We start from the raw sequence: 19,811 nt of genomic DNA on the forward strand, positions 1-19,811 counted from the left end.
GCTTCAACATGCAATACCCCCAGCACAGCGGGGGAGACAACGTCATACGCCGAACAAACAGCGAACCTCGCAACCACCGCCGGGGGACGATATGACCTGGAGCTCCGCCCCCATCAGGGCAGCCCTCTCCATCATGTTCGCAAGTCCCCGGTGACCCGATACCCTAAGGGACTTAAATTCCTTAGGCGGAACAAAACCACTACCGTCGTCCCTTATATAAAAGCAGAAAACCCCATTTTCCTCAAACGTCCCAATCTTGAAACTTCTAGCCCCCCCATGGCGGCAGCCGTTGTTAACCGCCTCCTGAACTATCCTCATTAGGGGGAGGGTCTTGTCCTCTCCAAGTTTCTCAAGGCCATGGACGTCCAGCTGGATCTCAACCCCCCATTGGGACCTGAGCCTCAAGGCCAGCTCCTGCAAGGCCTGTTCATTCCCCAGCTCAACCCATGGAGGGGCCAGATGGTCGCAAAGCTCCCTGAGCTCCCTAACGCACTCCCGAGCCGCCTCCTCCGCCCTCCTGAGCTCCTCCGCAGCCCTGGGAACGTCGTCTATGAACCGCATGGCCAGCCTTATCCGCTGCATGAGGGCCGTTACAGTCTGCAGGGGACCGTCGTGGATCTCCCGGGAAACCCGCTCCTTCTCCTCCTCCTGCACCCTTATTAGGTCGTTAACGTAGCTCCTGTCCAGGGCGGAAGCCCTCACCGCCTCCTCCGCAAGACCCCTTATGGCGGACTTGAGCTCCTCTATCTCCCAAACCCCACCGGAAGGTCCCACCGATGGCACCTCCTCCCCAAGCCTTAAGGACAAGACCTCCTGGCTCAGACGTCTCAAGGGCGCCACCACCCAACGGCCCATGAGGAACATCCCCCCAAGGCCCATAAGACCAAGGAACACCATGATCACCGGCCACAGCTGGGAGAACCTCACCATCGGACCCATCAGCTGCCCCCAGGGCACCGCCGCTATGACGAAAACCCCACCGTCCACCGGAGTGACCGCCACAGTGTAGCGCTCACCGGAGCTGTCCCGGGCCTCCACCGCCTGCCCCACCGGAAGCCCCTTGACCCAAAGCTCCACCAAACCCTCGGAACCAGGGGAGCCCGCCAACACCTGCCCCTGATAGTCCACCACCGCCACGATGCCCGGAACCGTTAAATCCCTTATGAGGCGCCGCATGCCCATGAAACCCATGGGCCCCCTGTGAACCCTGAAGGGATCCGCAAGGGCAAACCTCACCCGCTCCGCCACCCCGTAGGAGAGGCTCATAACGTACGACCGGGACACGGACTCCAGGGCATCCCGGGCCTTTACGAAACCCACAAAAGCAGCCCCCACCACCGAGGCGGACATTAGGAACATGAGGCCAAAGAGGATGGGCAGAAGGGGACGGCGAAAGGTACGGAACATCAACCCTCCTCCTGGTCAGGGGCGAGGAGCTGGTCCAAGGTCATGAACCCATGCTTGAGCCCCAGAAGAAGCGCCTCCGTCTTGTTCCTGGCACCCAGCTTCTGGTATACCGACGCCAGATGGGCCTGGACGGTACGGTCGCTTATTATGAGCCTCGAGGCTATCTCCTTGCTGGACAGCCCCTTGGACGCCATGAGCAGCACCTCCCTCTCCCGCTGGGAGAGGTCCTCCACCGGGTCGGAGGCCACAAGGTCCGACGCCTCCAGGTCCAAGAAAAGACGGCCGGAGCTCACGGTCCGGATGGCCTCGCATATGACATCCGGGGGGGAGCGTCTTGAGCACGTACCCCTTGGCCCCCGCCTTCAACGACGCCGCCACGTAGGGCTTGGCATCATAGGAGGTGAGCATGAGACAAGCGGTCTTGAGCCTCATCTGAGTCACCCGCTTGGCCACCGCCACCCCGTCCAAACCGGGCATCCGTATGTCCAAAAGGGCCACGTGAGGCACCTTCTCCACTATGCCCGCCAGGGCAGACTCCCCGTCCGAGTACTCCCCCTCCAGGGATATGTCCTCCTCCCGGGCAAGCAGCGCCTTAAGCCCCTCCATGGTAAGGGGATGATCATCCGCCACTATGACCCGTATCATTCCCCTCCCAACCCCAGCTGGGACTCCACGGGCCTCAAGGCCGCCACCACCTCTTCCATCAGCCGCTCCAAGGGCATCTCCAGCATCTCAGCACCTCTCTCGATGACCGACCGGTCAACCCCCCGGGCGAAGGCCTTGTCCTTCCACTTCTTCTTGAGAGACTTGACCTCCAGATCCGCCAGCGACCTGGAAGGCCTTACCAGGGCCACCGCCATGACGAAACCGGTGAGCTCGTCCACCCCGTAAAGGACCTTCTCCATCGGCGTCACCGGCTCCACACCGGTGAGCTCAAAGGCATGGGCCTGAACCGCCCTTATTATCTCCCGGTCAACCCCCGCCTCCTCCAGCCACTTAACACAAGCCTCCCCGTGACGGTCCGGGCACTCCTCCCAGTCCAGGTCGTGCAGAAGCCCCGCAAGCCCCCACACCTCCTCGTCGCCACCCATCGCACGGGCCATGTGCCTCATGGCGGCCTCAACCGCCAGGGCATGCCTCATATGAGACTCGTCCCGGTTGTGGGCCCTTAAAAGCGCCAACCCCTCTTCCCTGGTCAAAGAAATCACCACCCCTGTAACGATAAAGACATTGCGGCCCAATAATTAAAAGCGAGGGTCAGGACCGAGCCATGACCCTCACCAGTATCCCCGCCTCCGCCCTCAGCGAGCGGGCCAGCTCATCCGGGTAGGGGTGCAAGAACACCACCTCCCTGATCCCAGCTCCAATGAGCGCCTTGGTGCAAAACGCACAGGGCTCGTGGGTGCAGTACAGGGTTGAACCCTTGGTGGACACCCCCATCGCAGCGGCCTGGCATATGGCGTTTATCTCCCCGTGGGACCCCCGGCAGATCTCGTGCCGCTGCCCCGAAGGGATCCCCAGCGCCTCCCTAAGACAACCCACCTCCAGACAGTGGGCGGTCCCCCTGGGGGCACCGTTGTAACCGGTGCTCACTATGTACTGGTCCCTGACCAAAACCGCCCCCACCGAACGCCTAAGACAGGTGCTCCTGGTGGCCACCTGCTCCGCTATGCCCATGAAGTACTCGTCCCAACTAGGCCTGGTGTCCAACCGACGCACATCCACCTTTCAAAAAAACCTTCTGAAAAACACCGGGGCACCGGGATAACCCCTCAATCCCCAGCCCGCTAGCCCCCCAGCGGAACGTCCAGTATCCGGGGAACCGGGATCTCCGGCGGAGGTCCCACTATCCGGCGGGTCTCCTCCATGGTTATATCGAACAGCGCCTGGGTTATGGCAAGCTCCGTCAGGTCATCGGTCTCATAGGGGATCGAGAACCGCCTGTAGCCAAAGCGCTCCGCGAAATAGGCACAGCTGGAGACCCCGCCGGTGCTCTCCATCATGGCCTCCTCCAAAGCGGCGAGGAACCCGTCGTCATCGAAGAACGGGTCCCCGCTTATGAGGGCCAAGGCCTTGCACTGGTCAATGGGGACCTCCCCGTCGAACACCCAGCAGAACGTTATACCAACCCTCACATCGGGGGACCCCTCCTGCCCCTGGAGATCCTCCAGGAACCGGGCCATCCTCTCGGAGTAGGAGAAGAGCATGGTAAACCCAAGCCCCAAGGCACCCCTTCGAGGATCACAAAGGTGATCCCTGAAAAGGGACCCCCCGCTGCCCCCCCGGAAGCTCTTTATGAAGAGGAGCTCGCTGTCCATCTGCAACGCCAAGGCCCCCACCCGGAAGAGCTTGTCGCTGTAAAGCCGGTTCCCCATCAGGGGCGAGTAGTCCACCGAGTAGGGGATCCACGACGCTATGTCCAGATCCAAGTTCCGGTCCCAATACGGGAGGGCCGTCAAAGGGCTACTCCCTCTCCTTCAGAAGCCTGGCCACGGTCTCCACCATGAACGGGATCTCCGGCTTGGAGATCTGGGCGTCCGCCCCCACGCTCTGGGCCTTCCGCTTGATGTCCTCCGCCACTATGGACGAGAACACCACCACCGGCAGGTCCTTAAGCCTAGGGGACTCCTTGACGAGACGGGTCAGGGCCAGCCCGTCCATCTTGGGCATCTCTATGTCGGTGATGAGCAGGTCGAAGTGGTCATCCTCGTCGTTCAGCCTGTCCCACGCGGCCTTACCGTGACCCACCAGCTCCACGTTGTGGAAGCCCCCCTCCGCCAGGGCGTCCTGGATGAGACGCCTTATCAAGGGGGAGTCCTCCGCCACCAGTATCTTGTAGCTGTTGGGGTCCCCAAGCACGGACGTGACCTTCTTGGCGTGCTCCGAGTCCATCTTGAAGAACTCCGCCATCTGGGGGTTAACTATCTGGACTATCCGCTCGTAGTCAAGCAGCAGTATGTTACGGCCGTCCCTCTTTATCACGTACAGGGCGTTCTCCCCAAGGAACGTGCCGGTGAGGGACGAGTCAAGCTCCTCGGCGCTTATGCGGTATATGCGGTCCACCGCGTCCACCACGAACCCAAGCTTCATCCGGTTGAACTCCGCCACTATTATCTTGCTCTGCTCGTCCGGCAGGGGGGATTCGATGTTGAGGTATATCCTCAGGTCCACCAGCGGGATCACCTCTCCCCGGATGGTAGTTATCCCCCTCATGGCCGGGTGGGACTTGGGCACCGGCCTCACCCCGGTCCAACGAAGGATCTCCCTGGTCTTGTCCACGTTGATGGCAAAGGGCTGGCTGCCCAGCATGAAAACAACCACCTGCCACTCGTTGGTGCCCACTTCGGTCAGGATCTTCTCGTCCTGCATGCCATCACCCCATCTTCCGGTTATGACCTGTCTGGTATGACAACCATTATAACCTCAAGAAACGCTTTTTTAGCACGGGTAAACCCTGAAGGCGAGATGCCTCTTGAACACGTCCCGGAAGGACTCCTGGTGGGCCAAAAGCCCCCATACCTCGAACTGGCACTCCCCGCCGGAGTATATCTCCATCTCCACCTTGCCCTTCCGGTGCTCCTTGAACCGGGCGGACCTCACGGACCCCGTGTGGCTCCGGTCCAGCGTCTCCGCCAACCGCAGAAACAGGGACAGCACCTTAACCCGGCCCTGCTGCTCCGGGGAGAGCTCCCTGAACTGCTGGTGCTTCTTCCGCGGCGACTTCTTCCGGTGGTACATGGCCAACACCGCCATCAGTTTAAGCTCCTCCCGCTGAAAACCCAACATGTCGGAGTTGCTTATTATGTAATGGCTGTGCAGATGGTGGTTCGAAAAGGATATGAACATGCCAACGTCGTGAAGCATGGCGGCGTACCCAAGCAGCTGACGGTCCTGGTCCCCAAGGCCGTGAAGCCCCTCCGCCCTGGCGGAGTCGAAGAGACCAAGGGCCAGGTCCCTCACCCGAAAGGCGTGCTCCTCGTCGAAGTGGCACAGCCTTCCCAAACGGAGCACGCTCATCTCCCGTACCGAGGAGCCCCCTCCCATGGTGCGCTCCAGGTAGTCCAGCAGCAGTCCGTCCCGAAGCCCCCGGTCCGTGGCCTCCAGGTAAGGCACCCCGGTCTCCTCCATTATGGTCTCCACTATGGCACCCCCGGCCACTATTATGTCCGCCCTCTCGGGCTGAATGCCCGGATACCCACGGCGGGAGCTCCCGTCCATACCCCGAAGCTCCCGGAGCACCTCCCGCAAGGGCTCCAGGGTTATGCGGCGAACCCCGTCCTTGCGCTTTATGGCGCACATATCCGCCAGGTTGAGGAGCGTACCGGAGCTGCCGTAACCCCCGACTAGAGGACCTAGCCCCCCTATCCTCTGAAGAGCTCGAACCGACGAGTCCCGGACATGCCCCTTTATCCTGCGGTACACTTCCTCTCCGATCGGAGCCGAAGGGGACTCCACGAAGAGGTCTGTGAGCCTTATGGCCCCCAGCTTCAGGCTGTCCAGGAACTTATGCTCCTCCCGGTCGCCCACCACCAGCTCGGTGCTGCCTCCCCCTATGTCCATGAAGAGGTAGTTGCCCTCCCCCATGTGCACGTTCCTCGACACGCCAAGGTATATCAGCCGGGCCTCCTCCAGGCCCGATATGACGCTCACCTCAAGGCCCGCCTCCTCCTTAAGGCGCTCTATGAGGACCTCCGAGTTCTCCGCGTCCCTGGTGGCGGACGTGGCCACCGCCACCTTCTCGTTGGGCCCGTAGGACTCCAAGAGCCGCACCAGCCGGCCGCATACCGTCACGCACCGATCCATGGCCTCCTGGGTTATGCGACATTCCGGGAACTCCCCCTCCCCAAGGCGTATCATCTCCCTCTGGAGGTTCACCACCGTGAAATCCGGCCCATTAAACCGCACCACCATGAGCCTCACCGAGTTGGTCCCTATGTCAAAGAACCCCACGTGCTTCTGTTCCATCACACCCACCTCACTATCAGGCTCCTGCCCGATGCAAGCACGAAAAGGTCCTTCTTCCGTTCCATCGCCATCATCACCGTGGGGGACACGGGCTTGGCCACCGCCATCACCACCCGATCCTTCAAGGCGGAGCAGCGCACCTTCCTCTCCGCCCCCTTGCGGTCCGCATCAAGGGCGTCCGCCAGCCTCAGGATCCCCGCTATCCAAACCAACCTCCGCCGGTCCTTCTTGGAAAGCCTGCGAAACTCCCGGTGGTCCTTGGAAGGAAGCGCCTTCCGGTGGTACCTGGCGGCGGCGGCCACCAAGGGCCCCTTGCCCGCAAGGGGCAGGTCCATGCCCATTATCATCTCGTAGGAACTCTTGTGGTGCCCCGCCTCACCCCGCGACAACCCCACGTCGTGAAGCAGCGACGCCAGCTCCAACGCCAACCGGCTCTTGCGGCCAAGGCGGTGCAACTCCGACAGGTCGTCGAAGATCTTAAGGGCCAGGCGTCTCACCGAAACCGGGTGCTCCCTCTCCACCCCATCAGGCAAGGCCTTCATGGCCCAATCAAGCACGAAATCCAGATCCTTCACGCTCCCACCTCCGCCATTGAACCCGCAAGGGATAACAGACGGTCGAAGAACCCCTCGGACAGAAGCCCCCCGTAAAGCCTCCTGGCGGCCTCCAGCCCCCTTGCGGAATCCTCCAGCCGGTCCTCCTTTACCTTGAGAAACCCCTTGGCCAGCCTTCCCAAGGGCCTTGTGTGGCCGAAGTACTCCAGCGTGAGCTTCCTCTCCTTCTCGAGGTACCGCTCCGCGAGGGACGCCCAAACGAGCCCGTCGTGCTCCCGCCCAAGCTCCCGCTGCAGGGCCTTGAGGGGCTCCAACAAAGGCGAAACCGCCTCCTCCCCCAGGGCTGAGGAGCATATCTCAAGGCCGTACCGCAGGACCTTCACCCTTATCCTCATCCGGTGATGCATGTCCGGCGAGTCCCCGGGAAGGTACGCCCCAAGCTCCACGACCCTCCTCGCCATCACGCTCACCCCAAACGCCAGCCTCCCCGGGACCCCGCAATCCCGGTCAGGGGACAACATCATCTCCTCCAGCGGGTCCTCCAGGAGGCAGAGCCCGGAAGACCCCTCAAGCCAGTCCATCACATGCAAAACCCGCTTCTGCTCCTTAAGGCGCCTCTGGTTTATCCTCAAAAGGAACCTCTTAACCCCCGGGGCATAGGGCTCCCCCACCTCCTCGGCGAAGGACTTTAACCACTCCCCCTGGACGTCCAGGTCCCTGGCCCTGCCCAGCTCCCCCGTAAGCCCCTTTAGCCCCGAGGACTTCTCGTCGGGCAGGTCCAGAAGAGGCCCGAAGAGCCAGAGGGCCACCCGGGCGCGCCTTGAGGCCACCCTCATCCGATGCAGCGCCTCCACGTCCCGGTTCTCCCGGACCCCAGGCACCTCGGCCCTCACCGCCTTGAGCCGGCTCCTCAACACTCCGGCACAGAACCTAACCCCAAGCCTCACGTTCCCCACCCCCCTCGATAACCCAGTCTCACCGGGACTCCTTGGGATGCCAAAGCCCCCGGTTCTCTATCAACCACATCTGGCTGTCAAACCCATCGGAGGATGGGGGGGAGTAGGTACCGTCGGGATTGAGGCAAAAGGCCCTCCGGCGGTCCAACATCTGGGGGAGCAGAACGAACCTCATCACCGCGTCCCGAAGACGCCGGTCATCCAGGGGGAAAAGGAGCTCCACCCGCCGGTCCAGGTTCCGGGGCATCAAGTCCGCACTGCCAAGGTAGACCCTGGGATCCCCCCCGTTGTAGAAGGCGAATACCCGGGCGTGCTCTAAAAAGCGCCCCACTATGGACACCACCTCTATGCGGTCGCTCAGGCCCTCTACCTTGGGCCTAAGACAACACATGCCCCGCACTATGAGGAACACCGGGACCCCCTTGCGGCTCGCCCGGTACAGCGCCTCTATGCAGCTCCGGTCCACCAGGGCGTTCATCTTCATTATTATGGCTCCCCCGATCCCAGCAAGGTGGTTCTGCACCTCCCGGTCTATGAGATCCAGCAGCTTCTTCCTCATGGCATAAGGGGCGGTTATCAGCTTGCGGTAGGAATCCTGCTTGGAGTAACCGGTCAGGGCGTTGAAGAACTCCGACGCGTCCGCCCCAATTTCCGGATCGCAGGTCAAAAGCCCAAGGTCGCTGTACACCGATGCGGTGGAGGCGTTGTAGTTGCCGGTGCCAAGGTGCACGTACCTCACTATGCCCCCCTTCTCCCGGCGGACCACCAGACATATCTTGGCGTGGGTCTTGAGCCCCGGGACACCGTAGACCACGTGAACCCCCTCCGACTCAAGCCTCTTGGCCCAGCCTATGTTGTTCTCCTCGTCGAACCGGGCCTTGAGCTCCACTAGAACGGACACCTGCTTGTCCTGCTGCCTTGCCTCCAAAAGGGCCTCCACCACCGGCGAGTTGGGCCCCACCCTGTAAAGGGTCTGCTTTATGGCCAACACCGACGGATCGTTGGCGGCCTGGCGGAGGAAGTCCACCAGGGGGGAGAAGGAATCATATGGATGAAACAGCATCACGTCCCGGGAGCGCACGGTCCTGAAAAGGTCCCGGCCGGATGACAGGTCCTTGGGGATGAAGGCTTGAAAGGGGCGATCCTTAAGCTCCTGCCGCTTAAGCCGCCAAAGCTCCATCAGGCACGAGAGGCCCAGCGGCGGGGTCAAGGGGTAGACCTGATGGGGCAAGATGCCCAGGTTCTCCGCCAGCATGTTCCTTATCCTCTTGGGCGCCCGCTCCTCTATCTCGAGCCTGACCACCGAGCCGAACTCCCGCTGGTCCACCCCCTCCTGGATGGACTCCAAAAGGTCGTCCGCCTCGTCCTCCTCTATCTCTATGTCCGCGTCCCTGGTCACCCTGAACAGGTACGAGTCCTCCACCCGATAGCCGGGGAAGAGGCTCTCCAGGTTCATCCTTATGAGCTCCTCGAACCAGATGAAGCGCTTTCCCCCTTCGGAGAGACCCATGCGCTTAAGGGGCTTCTCCTCCTCAAGGGGGACCGGCATCAGTCTGGGAAAGGTGTCCGGCACCTTGAGTCTGGCGAACCGCTCCACCCGTTTCTGGTCCCTTAGGATGACCGCCAGGTTGAGGCTCAGGTTGGATATATGGGGGAACGGATGCCCCGCGTCGAACGCCAGGGGGGTTAGGATGGGGAATATCTCCCGCTCGAAGAAGCGCTTCATGTAGCTCCGCTGCTTCTCCTTGACCAATGCGGGGTGTATGAACGATATCCCCGCCTTCTCCAGCTCCGGCACCAGGTGATCCCGGAAACACCGATCAGCCCGCTCAATCAAGCGGACCACCCGCTCCCGCAAGGCCCCAAGCTGCTGGGAGGGGGTCATCCGGTCCGGCGGCAGGTCCAGAACCCCCTCGTTGAGCTGCCGCACCAGCCCGGACACCCGGATCATGAAGAACTCGTCCAGGTTGTTATAGAAGATGGACAGGAACTTGACCCGTTCCAGGAGAGGCCAGGAGGTGTCCATGGCCTGCATGAGCACCCGCTCGTTGAAGCTCACCCAGCTTAGCTCCCGGTTTATGAAGCACCCCGGGCCAAAAGACAGGTCCTCCTCCTTCGCCGGGGCATCGGCCTTACCCCTCTTGGGCTTCCTCAAGCGGACACCGCCCCCTTTTACGGCATTATAATTAATGATACCACGGTAAAGCGATCAGAAACCCAGCAGGGCGTGAATCAAGCCGCAGGTCTCCTCCTCCCTCAACGGCGCGTCCCAGGAGGGCCGGCCGAACAGGAACCCCTGGGCCATGGGCACGTTAAGCTCCAGAAGAACCCTAAGGTCCTCCAGCTCCTCCACCCCTTCCGCTATTATCCTAGCGTCCACTCCCATGGCGAAGTAGACCAGGGCTTTCACAAGCTTCCTCCTGTAGGAGGAAGAACTTATGCCCCGTACTATCTCCATGTCCAGCTTTATAAAGTGGGGGGTACATTTAACAAGGGTCACAAGCCCGGAGTCCCCGGAGCCGAAATCGTCCAGGGCTATCCGAAACCCCTGGGAGGCGTAGTGCTCCGCCATCCTGGCAAGCCCATCCCTATCGCCGTCGGAGCTGTGCTCGGTTATCTCTATCACGAAGCTCCCCTGGTTAAGCCCGTAGGCCCTGAGCTGGGAAGCCGTGAAGCCCTGCTTGAACCGCGGGTCCTTTAAAACCCTGGGGCTCACGTTGATGAAGAAGGCCCTTTCCCTCAGCCGGCGGGGAAGCTGAGACACCGCCCTCATGGCGGAAAGCCTGCAGGCCCGCTCCAGGTCCCAGGTAACCCCCTCGTCCTCCGCGGCGGAGAACATGGAAAACGGGCTCTCAAAGGGCTCCACACCCCTTGAGAGCACCTCGTAGCCGTACACCGTACCGTCGGTGAGGCTGACTATAGGCTGAAACACGCTTCGCACTCCCCCGGACCTTATGAGGTCCCTCACGGAACCCACCGGGCCTTGGGAGGAACGGCAAGGAACGTTCAAAACCGCATCACCCTTAGGCATTCTACGCCAGCTCTGCAACGGGCTGGTTAACCGGTTCCTCCCAATCGGTTAACACCCCCCGTCGCTTGAGCTCGTTCAGCGCGTCGAAGAGGTTCCTGTACAGGTACCGCACCGTGAGGGCGCTCACCTCCCGGGGGTTATCGCTCAAGTTTATGAGGCACCCATCGAAGGAGCCGCTGGTGCAGTTTATGACCCCCAGCTCCTCGATCTCCTCCCTGCCCATGCGGGCGAGGTCCCTGTGGCTCAAGAGGGTGACCCTTACTCCCATCTCCTTCAGCCTCTTGGCCAGGAACAGGCCTATGCCGCTTCCCGCCACCCCGTGGCTGCGCCTAAGAAGATGGTTGTCCCACAGGTGCCTTATCACCGCCCGCACCACCGGGGGCACGTGGAACCGGTGTTCCGAGAAGTAGGTGCTGTAGCCCTCCAGGTCGAAAACCGGATCGGTGAAGCACACGTAGGCCCCGAAGGGGCGGATGAGGGCGGCGGGGGCTTCCATTACGAAAGGTCCCATCGTCTCGTCCGCCTCGTCCAGCAACAGCAGATCTCCAAAGTGCCTCTGGGCGAACCGCACCAGGGCCCTCACGTAGGGGTTAGAGCCGTCGCTGCGGTTTCTTAGAAGCGACACCCTTATCATCCCACAGCTCAAGGGGACCACATCCTTTCTTCCTCGATTCCCGGTAGAGGATAATTGGTCCAGATTATGAGCACCTTTTGCGGTTTTGTGAAGCCCCCGGAGCCCGGGAGCTCCCATGGGTGGCGGCTCAGCCCAGGGGTCCCAAGATGCCCCTTCGGGTTATGGAGAAGTCGAACCGCACAGGATCCCACGGGTCCACCTCCATGAGGCGGTCGGTGAGCTCCTTGGCGGCCTTGAGATCCGGGGAGGACCTTTTTACCAGGCCGAAGGACTTGGCGAAGCGGAACATGTGGGCGTCCATGGGCACCAGGAGGGCGGAGGCGGGGATCTCGCTCCACAGCCCCAGGTCCACCGAGTCCCGGCGCACCAGCCACCGGAGCATGAGGAACCAGCGCTTACAGGCCCCGCCCCCGGAGGGCAGGGGCATCAGAAACCGGTTGCCCAGGCCCGTAAGATCACCCAGCAACAGCGCAAAGCCCTCAAGGGCCCATATGAGCTCCTCCCGGTTCGACGGGGGTTCCTCACCCATGAAGGCCCCCTTGACGGAGCCGTAACGCCTTAAAAGCTCGCCTATGCCGTTCAGAAAGCGGCACGTATCCTCCCGGCTGGTGAACCGGTGGCAGACCCCCGACGGGGCCTTACCGGCCCTCAAATGCTCGTGTGGAGAGGGCCCAAGGGAGGTCATTATGGCCCTTAAGGCCTTGAGTATCTGGTTCACCCGGCCGTACGCGTAGGCGGAACATATGAGGGCCGCCACCTCCGCGTCCCTGGGATCAGGGTAAGCCCGGACCACCTCCAGGGGGTCCGGGCTTATGAGCTCCGGCAGGTGATAGGAACGGTAGGTCTCCTCCAGGAAGGAGATAAGATCCTGTCTCACTTCAACTGGTTGAAGACGAAGGTGGGGGCGTTCTTGGGGGACTTCCCCTTCTTTATGAGGTGATAGTCCGAGTAGGTAAGGGGCTCTCCGGGGGACACCACCCGGGAGGATATGACCTCCCCGAAGAACATGCGGTGGGTGAATATGTCAAAGCTCCCCACCACCCGGGCCTCCAACACCGCCAGGGCGTAGTCCAGAACCATGGGCACCCCGGTGGAGCCCAGCTCGTACTTCACGTTGCAGAACTTGTCTATGTCCCGGCCACACTTGAAGCCGAACTGGCCTATGAAGGTCATGGGGGCCTCCGACGAGAGCACCGACACGGAGAAGAGGTTGGACTCCCCTATGTACTCGGTGGTGAGGTTGGACTTGTGAAGGCATACCGCCACGCCGCAAGGATCCCCGGTCACCTGCATGGCCGCGTTGGCCACCTGGCCGTTGTAACGTCCCTTTGAGTTCAAGGACGACACTATGTACATGCCGTAGCTGAAGCTGAAAAGGGCCTTAGGGTCTATGTTCTTCTCCAAAGCTAGACACCCCCTGAGCTGAAACCCGGAAACTCTTGGCCTAGGGAGCCGGCGGCCGGAAAGGCCCACCGGCTCGGGGAAACCTCAACCGCGGAAAGGAACTCCCTAGCGCTGGGCGAGCTCCCGGTCCAGCATGAGAAGCCCCTGCAAGCCCCCCTTTAGCATCCTCAAACGGGCCAAGACCTCCTCCGCGGAGGCCTCCTCCTCCACCTGCTCGCTGATGAACCACTGGAGCATTATCTGGGACGGATAGTCCTTCTCCTCCAACGCCAGCTCGTAGAGGCGGTTGATAAGGGAGGTCACCTTCCGCTCGTGGCCCAAAACCTCCTCAAACACCTCCTCCGGGGAAGACCAGGAGGTCTTGGGGGCCTCTATGGCCTTGAGCTCCACCTTGCCGCCCCGCTCAACCAGGTAGTGGAAGAACTTCATGGCGTGCCCCCGCTCCTCGTCCGCCTGCTTGTGCATCCAGTGGGCAAAGCCCTTGAGGTTCTCGGACTCGAAGTGGGCCGCCATGGAAAGGTATAGGTAGGAAGAGTAAAGCTCCGCCTGGATCTGGGAGTTTATGGCATCCTTCATCCTGTCGGATATCATCGCACGTTCCCTCCCCTAAAAGGATTTTAGTTTAGGTCCTTTTTACCCCTACCCTTGGGATAAGTCAAGGGACCCTATAGCTTTTAGATTCTGCACCACCCACATGTCTTTTTCAAGTGCTGAAAGGTCACCGGGAGGACCGACCAGGCGGTTAAGCTCCAGGGTCCCCCGGGACTTCCCAAAGTGCGCCTGCTTATGGATAATGGCGCTCAAACGAAGTCCCGGTGCCCCGGGGAGGGGTGAAGCACCGCCCGGGATCTTTAGAGGTTCCCGCCAAGATTGGCAAGGCGGGACCCCAAGGGGAGGCAGAAAGACGGGGGGATGAGTATGGACGTAGACCAGGTGAAAACCTTGAGGAATGTCATAGACCAAATAGACCGGGATCTGATGGAGCTCCTTTCAAGGCGCCTGGAGGTGGCCCGGGAGATCGGGGCAGCCAAGGAGGGCGGAGCCGTTTACGACCCCAAGCGGGAAGAGGCACTGGTGAAGAGGCTTGCGGGGGAGAACCCGCATCTTGGGGAACCCCTGATCCGGGCGGTGATGGGGGAGATAATCGGGGCCTGCCGGGCCGTGCAGGGGCCGTTCCGGGTGGTGTTGATGGGCCCCAAGTGGTCCTACTCCCACGAGGTGGCGGAAAAGGTGTTCGGCTCATCCTGGGACCCGGTGTTCGTAAGATCCCCCAGGGAGGCCCTTTGCAAGGTGGCGGTGGGCGGCGGTGACGCGGCGGTGGTGCCCATCGAGAACTCCACGGAAGGGGCGGTTCACTCCACCCTGGACGGGCTCATGGAGCTCAAGGGGGCGGTGTGGATAGCCCGGGAGGCCCGGGCAAGGGTAGAGCACTGTCTTGCCAATCAGGGGGATGACCTAGGCCGTATAAGGCGGGTTTACTCGCACCCCCAGGCGATGAGCCAGTGCTGGAGGTGGCTCTCCCAGAACCTCCCCCAGGCAGAGCTGGTGGAGGCTAACTCCACCAGCGAGGGGGCGTTGAGGGCCTTGGACGAGGGGGAGGCGGCGGTCTGCGGGATCCGGTGCGCCAGGGAGATGGGGTTCCGGATGGTGATACCGGGCATCCAGGACAGCCCCCTCAACACCACCAGGTTCATCGTGGTAACCCGCCGGGAGGAGCGGGAGGAGCTCAGATACGGGGATAGGACCAGCATCTTGTTCACCCTTCCCCACAGGCCCGGCTCCCTCTGCGAGGCCCTGGGGGCCCTTAGTGAGCATAAAATCAACCTGATGATGATCCAGTCTAGGCCAATTCCCAAGAACCCCTTCGAGTACGCGTTCTTCGCGGACATCGACGGGGGGCTTGGAGATCCAAAAGTGGAAGCGGCGGTCAACGAGATGGCCAAGAGGACATCGGACCTCACCGTGCTGGGATCCTACTGTTCCCTGGAGATATAGGGGAGTTGGGCCTATAATTTTAATGAAATTTATCGGATGGAGGCGAGAACCGGTGAAAGAGGATAGGCACTGCGTGCTGATCCTGGGCACGTGCGAAAACCGGGCCCGGTGCGGCTGGAACTGCATGCTGCTGGCCAACGAGGGAGCACCAATTCCCCCGGTGGAGGAACCCAACCGCAACACCATGGACCCCAGGAAGGAGGCCCCTCGGGAATGATAAAGAAGTTCCACGATATGACCCCCGTAAGGCGGGAGAACCTTCAGGGGGGGCAAGGCGGGGCCTGGAACCGCTACGCCCTGGCGCCCCACGAGGAGCTGCAGGGAAGCCACTTCCAAATGGTGGGCACCATAAGACTGGACCCGGGGGCGGAGGTTGGGGAGCACGAGCACCTGACCAACGAGGAGCTCTACGTCATCCTGGAAGGGGAAGGGATATACACGGAGGACGGGGTGGAGCATAAGGTGGGTGCCGGGGACGTCTTGATACTCCAGAGGACCCACTCCCACGCCTTGAGGAACACCGGGAAGGGAACGCTAACGTTCCTGGCGGTCATAGTGGACTGATCCTCAAAGCAAGGCCCTTGACCCTCTGGAGCGCCGGGCCGCCACTGGACCGGAGGAACGAAGCGGCCCGGCGCACTTCCTCCTCCGACGGCCCCTCGGGGCAGCGGCGGCCCCCCGCGAGCCCCGCCTCCGCGATGACCGCTCGGGCGCGAACCCACATGGCGGAACAGTAGCCCTCCACCAAGGGGTCTGCCAGAAGGCCCCCGTAGAAAGTCCCCATCTCCCAGGCCACCGTATCCAGGTGGTTTGCCATGCACCTCCCAAGCCAGAACGACAACGACCGCTGGGCCCTGCGCCGCCTCTCCCAGTCCGGCATGATCTCAAGGGCCTTTCGGCGAAGCCCCTGATCCCTGGGGGCAAGCCAGAGGGTGCCGGACATGGGATCCCTGCAGGACACCACCAAGTCCGAGTTACCTTCGCCGGGGGGCACCTCTTCCCACACCGCCCCAAGGGGGCAAAGACAGGATCCCCAAAGGGACTCCAACCCGCCCTGGGGACCAGGATCCTGGCGGGCATCTAGGACCTCCACCTCACCGGCCGCGCTGAGCCAGCCAGGATCTGGGGAGGCGATGAGAAGCCCAAGCCCCTTCCCATCCACCCCGTAGGTCAAAAGGGCCTTCAGGAACTCAAAGGACGCCCCCTCCAGCCGGTCCCGGAGGTTTACCAGGACCCTGCGGGTCCCACGGCGGGCCAACTCCTCCGCCAGGGCCCCCGCGAGCTCCGCCGCCCCGAGGAAGGCCAGGCGGTCCACCTTGGCTTCCCCATGGGACGCAAAGGTTTCCAGGCAGGACAGCAGCGGGTTCGGCGAGGGGGAGGGCAGGTGCAGCAGGACCCCGCCCCCGTCTTGAGACAGGAGCTTAGACGCCAGGTCCAGGGCGGAGGGCCCCGCAACCCCGCGCACCGGTCCTTCCCCGGGGTCCCCAGCCTTTCCCCTCCGGGACACCGAAGCAGGGCTTACCGCCGGAGCTGCGGCAGCTCGTACCGGGGGCACTATGGCATGAAAGTCGTTGAAGGCCCTGCGGGACGCGGAGATGCGGCTGAAAAGCTCCACCGTCTCCGGGGAAGGCATGATCCCGTAGTCCCTGGCGAGCCTCTCCTTGAGGGCGTTGAACACCTCCACGGGACCTGCGGCCCAGCCGGAACGGTGATAGAGCTCCATTAGGCTCCTGGCGGCCACCTCGTCCAGGGGGTCCAGGGCGAACACCCGCTCGAACCACCTGGTGGCCCCCGCCGGGTCCCCCTTCCTCAGCAGCTCCGCCCCCAGCTCCCTTGCAAGGGCGGTGAACCGGCGGCGGTGCTCAACCCGCCGCTCCGAAAGCCACCTCCGGAACTCCTCCTCCCCCTCCAGGTCGAATCCCTCCAGGAACTCCCTTCCCAACGCCTCCCGATCGTCATCGGACAAGGAGAGGAAACGATCCATCATGTGAAGGTCCACCGTTCCCTCCGGCAGGTCCAACGACACAAGGTCCCTGTGGAGGACCACCATCCCGGGGGGCAGGAGGCGCCGCAGAACGTACACGGCGTTCCTCAAGTTCTTCCGGGCCACCGGCAGGTCCTTGTCACCCCAAAGGAGCCTGCAAAGCCTGTCCCTCGGAACCATCACCTGATCGAACAGGACGTAGGCCATGGCCTCCAGCTTCCTGAATGGGAAACGCACCCGCTCTCCGTCCATATCCACCGAAGGGGGTCCTGCAAGGGTCACCTTTAGCATCGTGAGCTGCACCTCCGAACCGGGATAAGCCCCGGGGGCTCCCTGCCCCTGTGCCTTTTATCTCCATCAGGAAGCTATGTTACAACCCCATGCCCCCTTGAGCCATAGGCCCCCGCAAGGCGCCCGTCCCGCATGACGAAGAACCCGTCGCACATCCCGGACAGCCATGGGGGCTGATGACTGCTCACCACGACGGAGGTGCCCCACATGTCACGGGCCTTAAGCACCCCGGCCTTGACCGCATCGGCCCCCTCCTGGTCCACGTTGGAAACCGGTTCGTCCAAGAGCAGCACCCGGGGCCGCATGGCGAGCCTCACCGCCAGGGCCACCCTTTGGGCCTCGCCTCCGGACAGGCGGTACCAGGGCCGGTCCAGGTAGGCCTCTCCAAGCCCCACCATGTACAGGGCCTCCCGAGCCCGCTCCTCCCGGTCCGGTTCCCTCCATATGGGGCCCATCAGGTTGGCCCTCACGGAGCGTTTGAGAAGGCATGGCCGCTGAAGCAGCATTGTAATCCCCATGCCTCGAAGCAACGCCTCCCGCCCCTCCGAGGGCTCGCCGAAGAAGAGTATGCGTCCTGACTGGGGCTTCATGAGCAACGCCAGGAGCTTCATCAAGGTGCTCTTGCCGCTGCCGTTGGGGCCGATGAGCCCCATCACCGCCCCCCGGGGTAGGGACAGTTCGTCCACCTCCAGGCGGTGCTGCCGGTCGTAGGAGAAGGAAAGGCCCTGGGCTTTGAGGGCGTCCGTCATCCCTTGGCCCTCCATCTCATCAGGGACACGCAGGCGCTCACAAGGGAGGATATGATCAAAAGCACCAACCCTAACGCCACCGCCATGCCGAAGTCCCCCCGGGAGGCCTCGAAGGCTATGGCGGTGGTGAGCGTCCTGGTGTGCCAGCGGATGTTTCCCCCTATCATCATGGAGACCCCCACCTCGGAGACCACCCTTCCGTAGGCGGCGAGCAGCGCCATCATGAGGGCATGCCTCATCTCAAGGACCAGGGCCCAAAGGAGCCGCAGCCCCCTGAAGCCCAACGTCCTTAGGGTCATCACCACCAAAGGGTCCACGGACTCCACCGCCGAGGCCACCAGGGATACCAGCACCGGAAGGCCCAAAACCGCCTGCCCTATGGCCATCCCCCACAGGGTGAAAAGCAGCTCAAACCTCCCGAAGGGCCCCTGGTTCGATATGAAGCCATACACCACAAGGCCCACCACCACGGTGGGCACCGACAACAGGCTGTCGAAGAGAAGCCTCAAGGCCCTTCTTCCGGGGAAGCGCAGGGCCCCAAGGGCGATGCCCACCGGGAGCCCCACCGCGGAAGCCATGCACATGGCAAGAAAGCTGGACTTCACCGTAACGGCAGCCACGTTCAGCAGTTCCTCGTCCATGGAGAGGATTATCCTCACGGCCTCCAACATCCCCTCCCTAAGGAAGTCCATGCCCACCGCTTCTCCTAGCTCACCACTTATCCCCGTTGGGGAAGAAAAGCTGCTGCCCTGAGACCTTATAGCTGCCTATGAGCTCCTGCCCCCTCTTGGAGAGGACCCACTGGATGAACCGCACCGCCAGGTGGTGGCGCACCGAGGGGTGCTTCTTGGGGTTCACCTCTATGAGGCTGTACTGGTTCCTGAGCCTCTCGTCCCCCTGGTAGAGAACCTTGAGGGCCTCGGGGTTCTGGGAGTTGAACTTCGTGAAGGTGGCCCGGTCGGTAAGGGTGTAGCCTCCCTTTTCCTTGGCCATCAGCAGGGTCTCCATCATGCCCTGGCCGGACTCCACGTACCAGGGGGAGGACTTGCCCACCAGGACCCCCGCCCCCTGCCATAGTCTAAGCTCCGCCATGTGGGTGCCCGAACGATCCCCGCGGCTTACGAACACCGACCCCTTGGAGGCTATCCTCCCCACCGCGTCCAGTATGGATGTAGCGGATCGGATCCCCGCTGGGTCCGCCGCTGGGCCCACCAGCACGAAGTCGTTGTACATGGTCCGCCGCCGGTTGACCCCGAAGCCCTGGGCCACGAAATCCTCCTCCATCTTGGGGTCGTGAACCCACACCACGTCCACGTCCCCCCGGCGGCCGTACTCCAGGGCCTTGCCGGTGCCCACCGCAACCCACTGAAGCTCTATGCCGGTGTCCTTTCTAAGCTCCGCCGACAGGTAGTCCAAAAGGCCCGTGGCCTCGGTGCTGGTGGTGGTGGCCATCCGGAGCACCCGTTCCTCACCGGCGGCGGGAAGACACAGGGCGATGCAAAGCAAAAACCCCGCCAAGGACCTTAAAACACGCCTGAAACCCACAGAGACCATCTTCCAATACCCCCTTTTGACATAACGAAGACACACCGGGAGGGGCCTTGGGAAATCGACGGGAACTGTCATGAAGGCCAAAAAAACGCCGGTCCCCCATCTCTCCAGGAACCGGCCCCGTGATCCGCCAAGGTATATCGGATTCCCTCCTTTCCAAACGCGGGAGGCCCAGGGGTTTCCCCCCGGACCCTTCGGTCCCTCCCCATAGGAATTACCCCTTAGGGAAGAGGACTCGGAGGCCGTTATTCAATATACCACATGCCAAAGCCCAGTCAAAGCGCCCGAAG

The 19,811-nt window shown here is 62.3% G+C and carries 22 protein-coding genes, 1 pseudogene and 1 riboswitch; of the genes and pseudogenes, 3 read left to right on the forward strand and 20 right to left on the reverse strand.

Going from position 1 to position 19,811, the window contains the following annotated elements; genetic code table 11:
* Positions 1–42 precede the first annotated feature (42 nt).
* The 16 genes and pseudogenes from THEVEDRAFT_RS10170 to THEVEDRAFT_RS08120 form a co-directional block, all read right to left on the reverse strand.
* Entirely contained in the window at positions 43–1,407 is a 1,365-nt protein-coding gene (locus THEVEDRAFT_RS10170) for a histidine kinase (protein WP_006584230.1), read from the reverse strand.
* Positions 1,407–1,700 (reverse strand): response regulator transcription factor, encoded by a 294-nt coding sequence (locus THEVEDRAFT_RS10270; RefSeq protein ID WP_342610159.1) that lies wholly within the window; start codon positions 1,698–1,700, stop codon positions 1,407–1,409. Before THEVEDRAFT_RS10270 ends, THEVEDRAFT_RS10170 begins: the two co-directional genes overlap by 1 nt.
* Before the next feature lie 94 nt (positions 1,701–1,794).
* Positions 1,795–2,052 (reverse strand): annotated as a pseudogene (locus tag THEVEDRAFT_RS10275) (response regulator); the annotation flags it as partial.
* The gene (locus tag THEVEDRAFT_RS08060; protein WP_006584232.1) at positions 2,049–2,606 is read right to left on the reverse strand and encodes an HDIG domain-containing metalloprotein; all 558 of its coding nucleotides are present in this window, start codon (positions 2,604–2,606) and stop codon (positions 2,049–2,051) included. The gene THEVEDRAFT_RS08060 and the pseudogene THEVEDRAFT_RS10275, both read right to left, overlap by 4 nt.
* Before the next feature lie 58 nt (positions 2,607–2,664).
* On the reverse strand, positions 2,665–3,132 hold the full coding sequence (locus THEVEDRAFT_RS08065) for a deoxycytidylate deaminase (RefSeq protein ID WP_083830715.1): 468 nt from the start codon (positions 3,130–3,132) through the stop codon (positions 2,665–2,667).
* 62 nt (positions 3,133–3,194) lie between these two features.
* Complete coding sequence (locus tag THEVEDRAFT_RS08070) at positions 3,195–3,836, reverse strand: hypothetical protein (protein ID WP_245522650.1); 642 nt, start codon at positions 3,834–3,836, stop codon at positions 3,195–3,197.
* 34 nt (positions 3,837–3,870) lie between these two features.
* A complete protein-coding gene (locus THEVEDRAFT_RS08075) occupies positions 3,871–4,776 on the reverse strand; it encodes a chemotaxis protein CheV (protein WP_006584235.1) in 906 nt (301 codons plus the stop codon).
* 69 nt (positions 4,777–4,845) lie between these two features.
* Positions 4,846–6,372, reverse strand: coding sequence for a Ppx/GppA phosphatase family protein (locus tag THEVEDRAFT_RS08080; RefSeq protein WP_006584236.1), 1,527 nt, complete (start codon positions 6,370–6,372; stop codon positions 4,846–4,848).
* Positions 6,372–6,947, reverse strand: a complete 576-nt coding sequence (locus THEVEDRAFT_RS09500; RefSeq protein ID WP_040825430.1) for an HD domain-containing protein — start codon at positions 6,945–6,947, stop codon at positions 6,372–6,374. The genes THEVEDRAFT_RS08080 and THEVEDRAFT_RS09500 overlap by 1 nt, the downstream gene beginning before the upstream one ends.
* Complete coding sequence (locus THEVEDRAFT_RS08090; protein ID WP_040825432.1) at positions 6,944–7,873, reverse strand: CHAD domain-containing protein; 930 nt, start codon at positions 7,871–7,873, stop codon at positions 6,944–6,946. Before THEVEDRAFT_RS08090 ends, THEVEDRAFT_RS09500 begins: the two co-directional genes overlap by 4 nt.
* Positions 7,874–7,901: 28 nt before the next feature.
* Positions 7,902–10,037 (reverse strand): polyphosphate kinase 1, encoded by a 2,136-nt coding sequence (gene ppk1, locus THEVEDRAFT_RS08095; protein WP_006584238.1) that lies wholly within the window; start codon positions 10,035–10,037, stop codon positions 7,902–7,904.
* Between the two features lie 54 nt (positions 10,038–10,091).
* A complete protein-coding gene (locus tag THEVEDRAFT_RS08100) occupies positions 10,092–10,931 on the reverse strand; it encodes an EAL domain-containing protein (RefSeq protein ID WP_172634038.1) in 840 nt (279 codons plus the stop codon).
* A complete protein-coding gene (locus THEVEDRAFT_RS08105; protein ID WP_006584240.1) occupies positions 10,915–11,559 on the reverse strand; it encodes an SDR family oxidoreductase in 645 nt (214 codons plus the stop codon). Before THEVEDRAFT_RS08105 ends, THEVEDRAFT_RS08100 begins: the two co-directional genes overlap by 17 nt.
* A gap of 115 nt (positions 11,560–11,674) precedes the next feature.
* Complete coding sequence (locus tag THEVEDRAFT_RS08110) at positions 11,675–12,424, reverse strand: TIGR02757 family protein (RefSeq protein ID WP_006584241.1); 750 nt, start codon at positions 12,422–12,424, stop codon at positions 11,675–11,677.
* Complete coding sequence (locus THEVEDRAFT_RS08115) at positions 12,421–12,951, reverse strand: flavin reductase family protein (protein ID WP_006584242.1); 531 nt, start codon at positions 12,949–12,951, stop codon at positions 12,421–12,423. The genes THEVEDRAFT_RS08110 and THEVEDRAFT_RS08115 overlap by 4 nt, the downstream gene beginning before the upstream one ends.
* A 105-nt stretch (positions 12,952–13,056) precedes the next feature.
* Positions 13,057–13,542, reverse strand: coding sequence for a ferritin (locus tag THEVEDRAFT_RS08120; protein ID WP_006584243.1), 486 nt, complete (start codon positions 13,540–13,542; stop codon positions 13,057–13,059).
* Positions 13,543–13,863: 321 nt separating this feature from the next.
* On the opposite strand from THEVEDRAFT_RS08120, the gene pheA reads away from it, so the two are divergent.
* The 3 genes from pheA to THEVEDRAFT_RS08130 are packed head-to-tail and all read left to right on the forward strand — an operon-like array spanning position 13,864 to position 15,510.
* Positions 13,864–14,946 (forward strand): prephenate dehydratase, encoded by a 1,083-nt coding sequence (gene pheA / locus THEVEDRAFT_RS08125; protein ID WP_245522651.1) that lies wholly within the window; start codon positions 13,864–13,866, stop codon positions 14,944–14,946.
* A gap of 52 nt (positions 14,947–14,998) precedes the next feature.
* A complete protein-coding gene (locus tag THEVEDRAFT_RS09505; RefSeq protein WP_006584245.1) occupies positions 14,999–15,163 on the forward strand; it encodes a hypothetical protein in 165 nt (54 codons plus the stop codon).
* Positions 15,160–15,510: a cupin domain-containing protein gene (locus THEVEDRAFT_RS08130; protein ID WP_006584246.1), complete on the forward strand. Its 351-nt coding sequence runs from the start codon at positions 15,160–15,162 to the stop codon at positions 15,508–15,510. The genes THEVEDRAFT_RS09505 and THEVEDRAFT_RS08130 overlap by 4 nt, the downstream gene beginning before the upstream one ends.
* On the opposite strand, the gene THEVEDRAFT_RS08135 is transcribed toward THEVEDRAFT_RS08130, so the two are convergent.
* The 4 genes from THEVEDRAFT_RS08135 to THEVEDRAFT_RS08150 all read right to left on the reverse strand — a co-directional run bounded on the left by THEVEDRAFT_RS08135 (position 15,497) and on the right by THEVEDRAFT_RS08150 (position 19,524).
* Entirely contained in the window at positions 15,497–17,221 is a 1,725-nt protein-coding gene (locus THEVEDRAFT_RS08135; RefSeq protein WP_006584247.1) for an AfsR/SARP family transcriptional regulator, read from the reverse strand. The genes THEVEDRAFT_RS08130 and THEVEDRAFT_RS08135 overlap by 14 nt on opposite strands.
* A 74-nt stretch (positions 17,222–17,295) precedes the next feature.
* Entirely contained in the window at positions 17,296–17,970 is a 675-nt protein-coding gene (locus THEVEDRAFT_RS08140) for an energy-coupling factor ABC transporter ATP-binding protein (protein ID WP_006584248.1), read from the reverse strand.
* A complete protein-coding gene (locus tag THEVEDRAFT_RS08145) occupies positions 17,967–18,662 on the reverse strand; it encodes an ABC transporter permease (RefSeq protein ID WP_006584249.1) in 696 nt (231 codons plus the stop codon). Before THEVEDRAFT_RS08145 ends, THEVEDRAFT_RS08140 begins: the two co-directional genes overlap by 4 nt.
* Positions 18,663–18,681: 19 nt before the next feature.
* Entirely contained in the window at positions 18,682–19,524 is an 843-nt protein-coding gene (locus tag THEVEDRAFT_RS08150; RefSeq protein WP_006584250.1) for an ABC transporter substrate-binding protein, read from the reverse strand.
* Between the two features lie 130 nt (positions 19,525–19,654).
* Positions 19,655–19,774: riboswitch (molybdenum cofactor riboswitch) on the reverse strand.
* Between the last annotated feature and the right edge of the window lie 37 nt (positions 19,775–19,811).

The sequence above is a fragment of the Thermanaerovibrio velox DSM 12556 genome (genome assembly GCF_000237825.1).
Taxonomy (GTDB): domain Bacteria; phylum Synergistota; class Synergistia; order Synergistales; family Synergistaceae; genus Thermanaerovibrio; species Thermanaerovibrio velox.

What these genes read in the sequence shown, in the direction of transcription:
- THEVEDRAFT_RS10170 (WP_006584230.1), bottom strand. Translation starts at nt 1,407, where the DNA reads ATGTTCCGTACCTTTCGCCGTCCCCTTCTGCCCATCCTCTTTGGCCTC.
- THEVEDRAFT_RS08075 (WP_006584235.1), bottom strand. Translation starts at nt 4,776, where the DNA reads ATGCAGGACGAGAAGATCCTGACCGAAGTGGGCACCAACGAGTGGCAG.
- THEVEDRAFT_RS08080 (WP_006584236.1), bottom strand. Translation starts at nt 6,372, where the DNA reads ATGGAACAGAAGCACGTGGGGTTCTTTGACATAGGGACCAACTCGGTG.
- THEVEDRAFT_RS08120 (WP_006584243.1), bottom strand. Translation starts at nt 13,542, where the DNA reads ATGATATCCGACAGGATGAAGGATGCCATAAACTCCCAGATCCAGGCG.
- pheA (WP_245522651.1), top strand. Translation starts at nt 13,864, where the DNA reads ATGAGTATGGACGTAGACCAGGTGAAAACCTTGAGGAATGTCATAGAC.
- THEVEDRAFT_RS08130 (WP_006584246.1), top strand. Translation starts at nt 15,160, where the DNA reads ATGATAAAGAAGTTCCACGATATGACCCCCGTAAGGCGGGAGAACCTT.
- THEVEDRAFT_RS08135 (WP_006584247.1), bottom strand. Translation starts at nt 17,221, where the DNA reads ATGCTAAAGGTGACCCTTGCAGGACCCCCTTCGGTGGATATGGACGGA.
- THEVEDRAFT_RS08140 (WP_006584248.1), bottom strand. Translation starts at nt 17,970, where the DNA reads ATGACGGACGCCCTCAAAGCCCAGGGCCTTTCCTTCTCCTACGACCGG.
- THEVEDRAFT_RS08145 (WP_006584249.1), bottom strand. Translation starts at nt 18,662, where the DNA reads ATGGACTTCCTTAGGGAGGGGATGTTGGAGGCCGTGAGGATAATCCTC.
- THEVEDRAFT_RS08150 (WP_006584250.1), bottom strand. Translation starts at nt 19,524, where the DNA reads ATGGTCTCTGTGGGTTTCAGGCGTGTTTTAAGGTCCTTGGCGGGGTTT.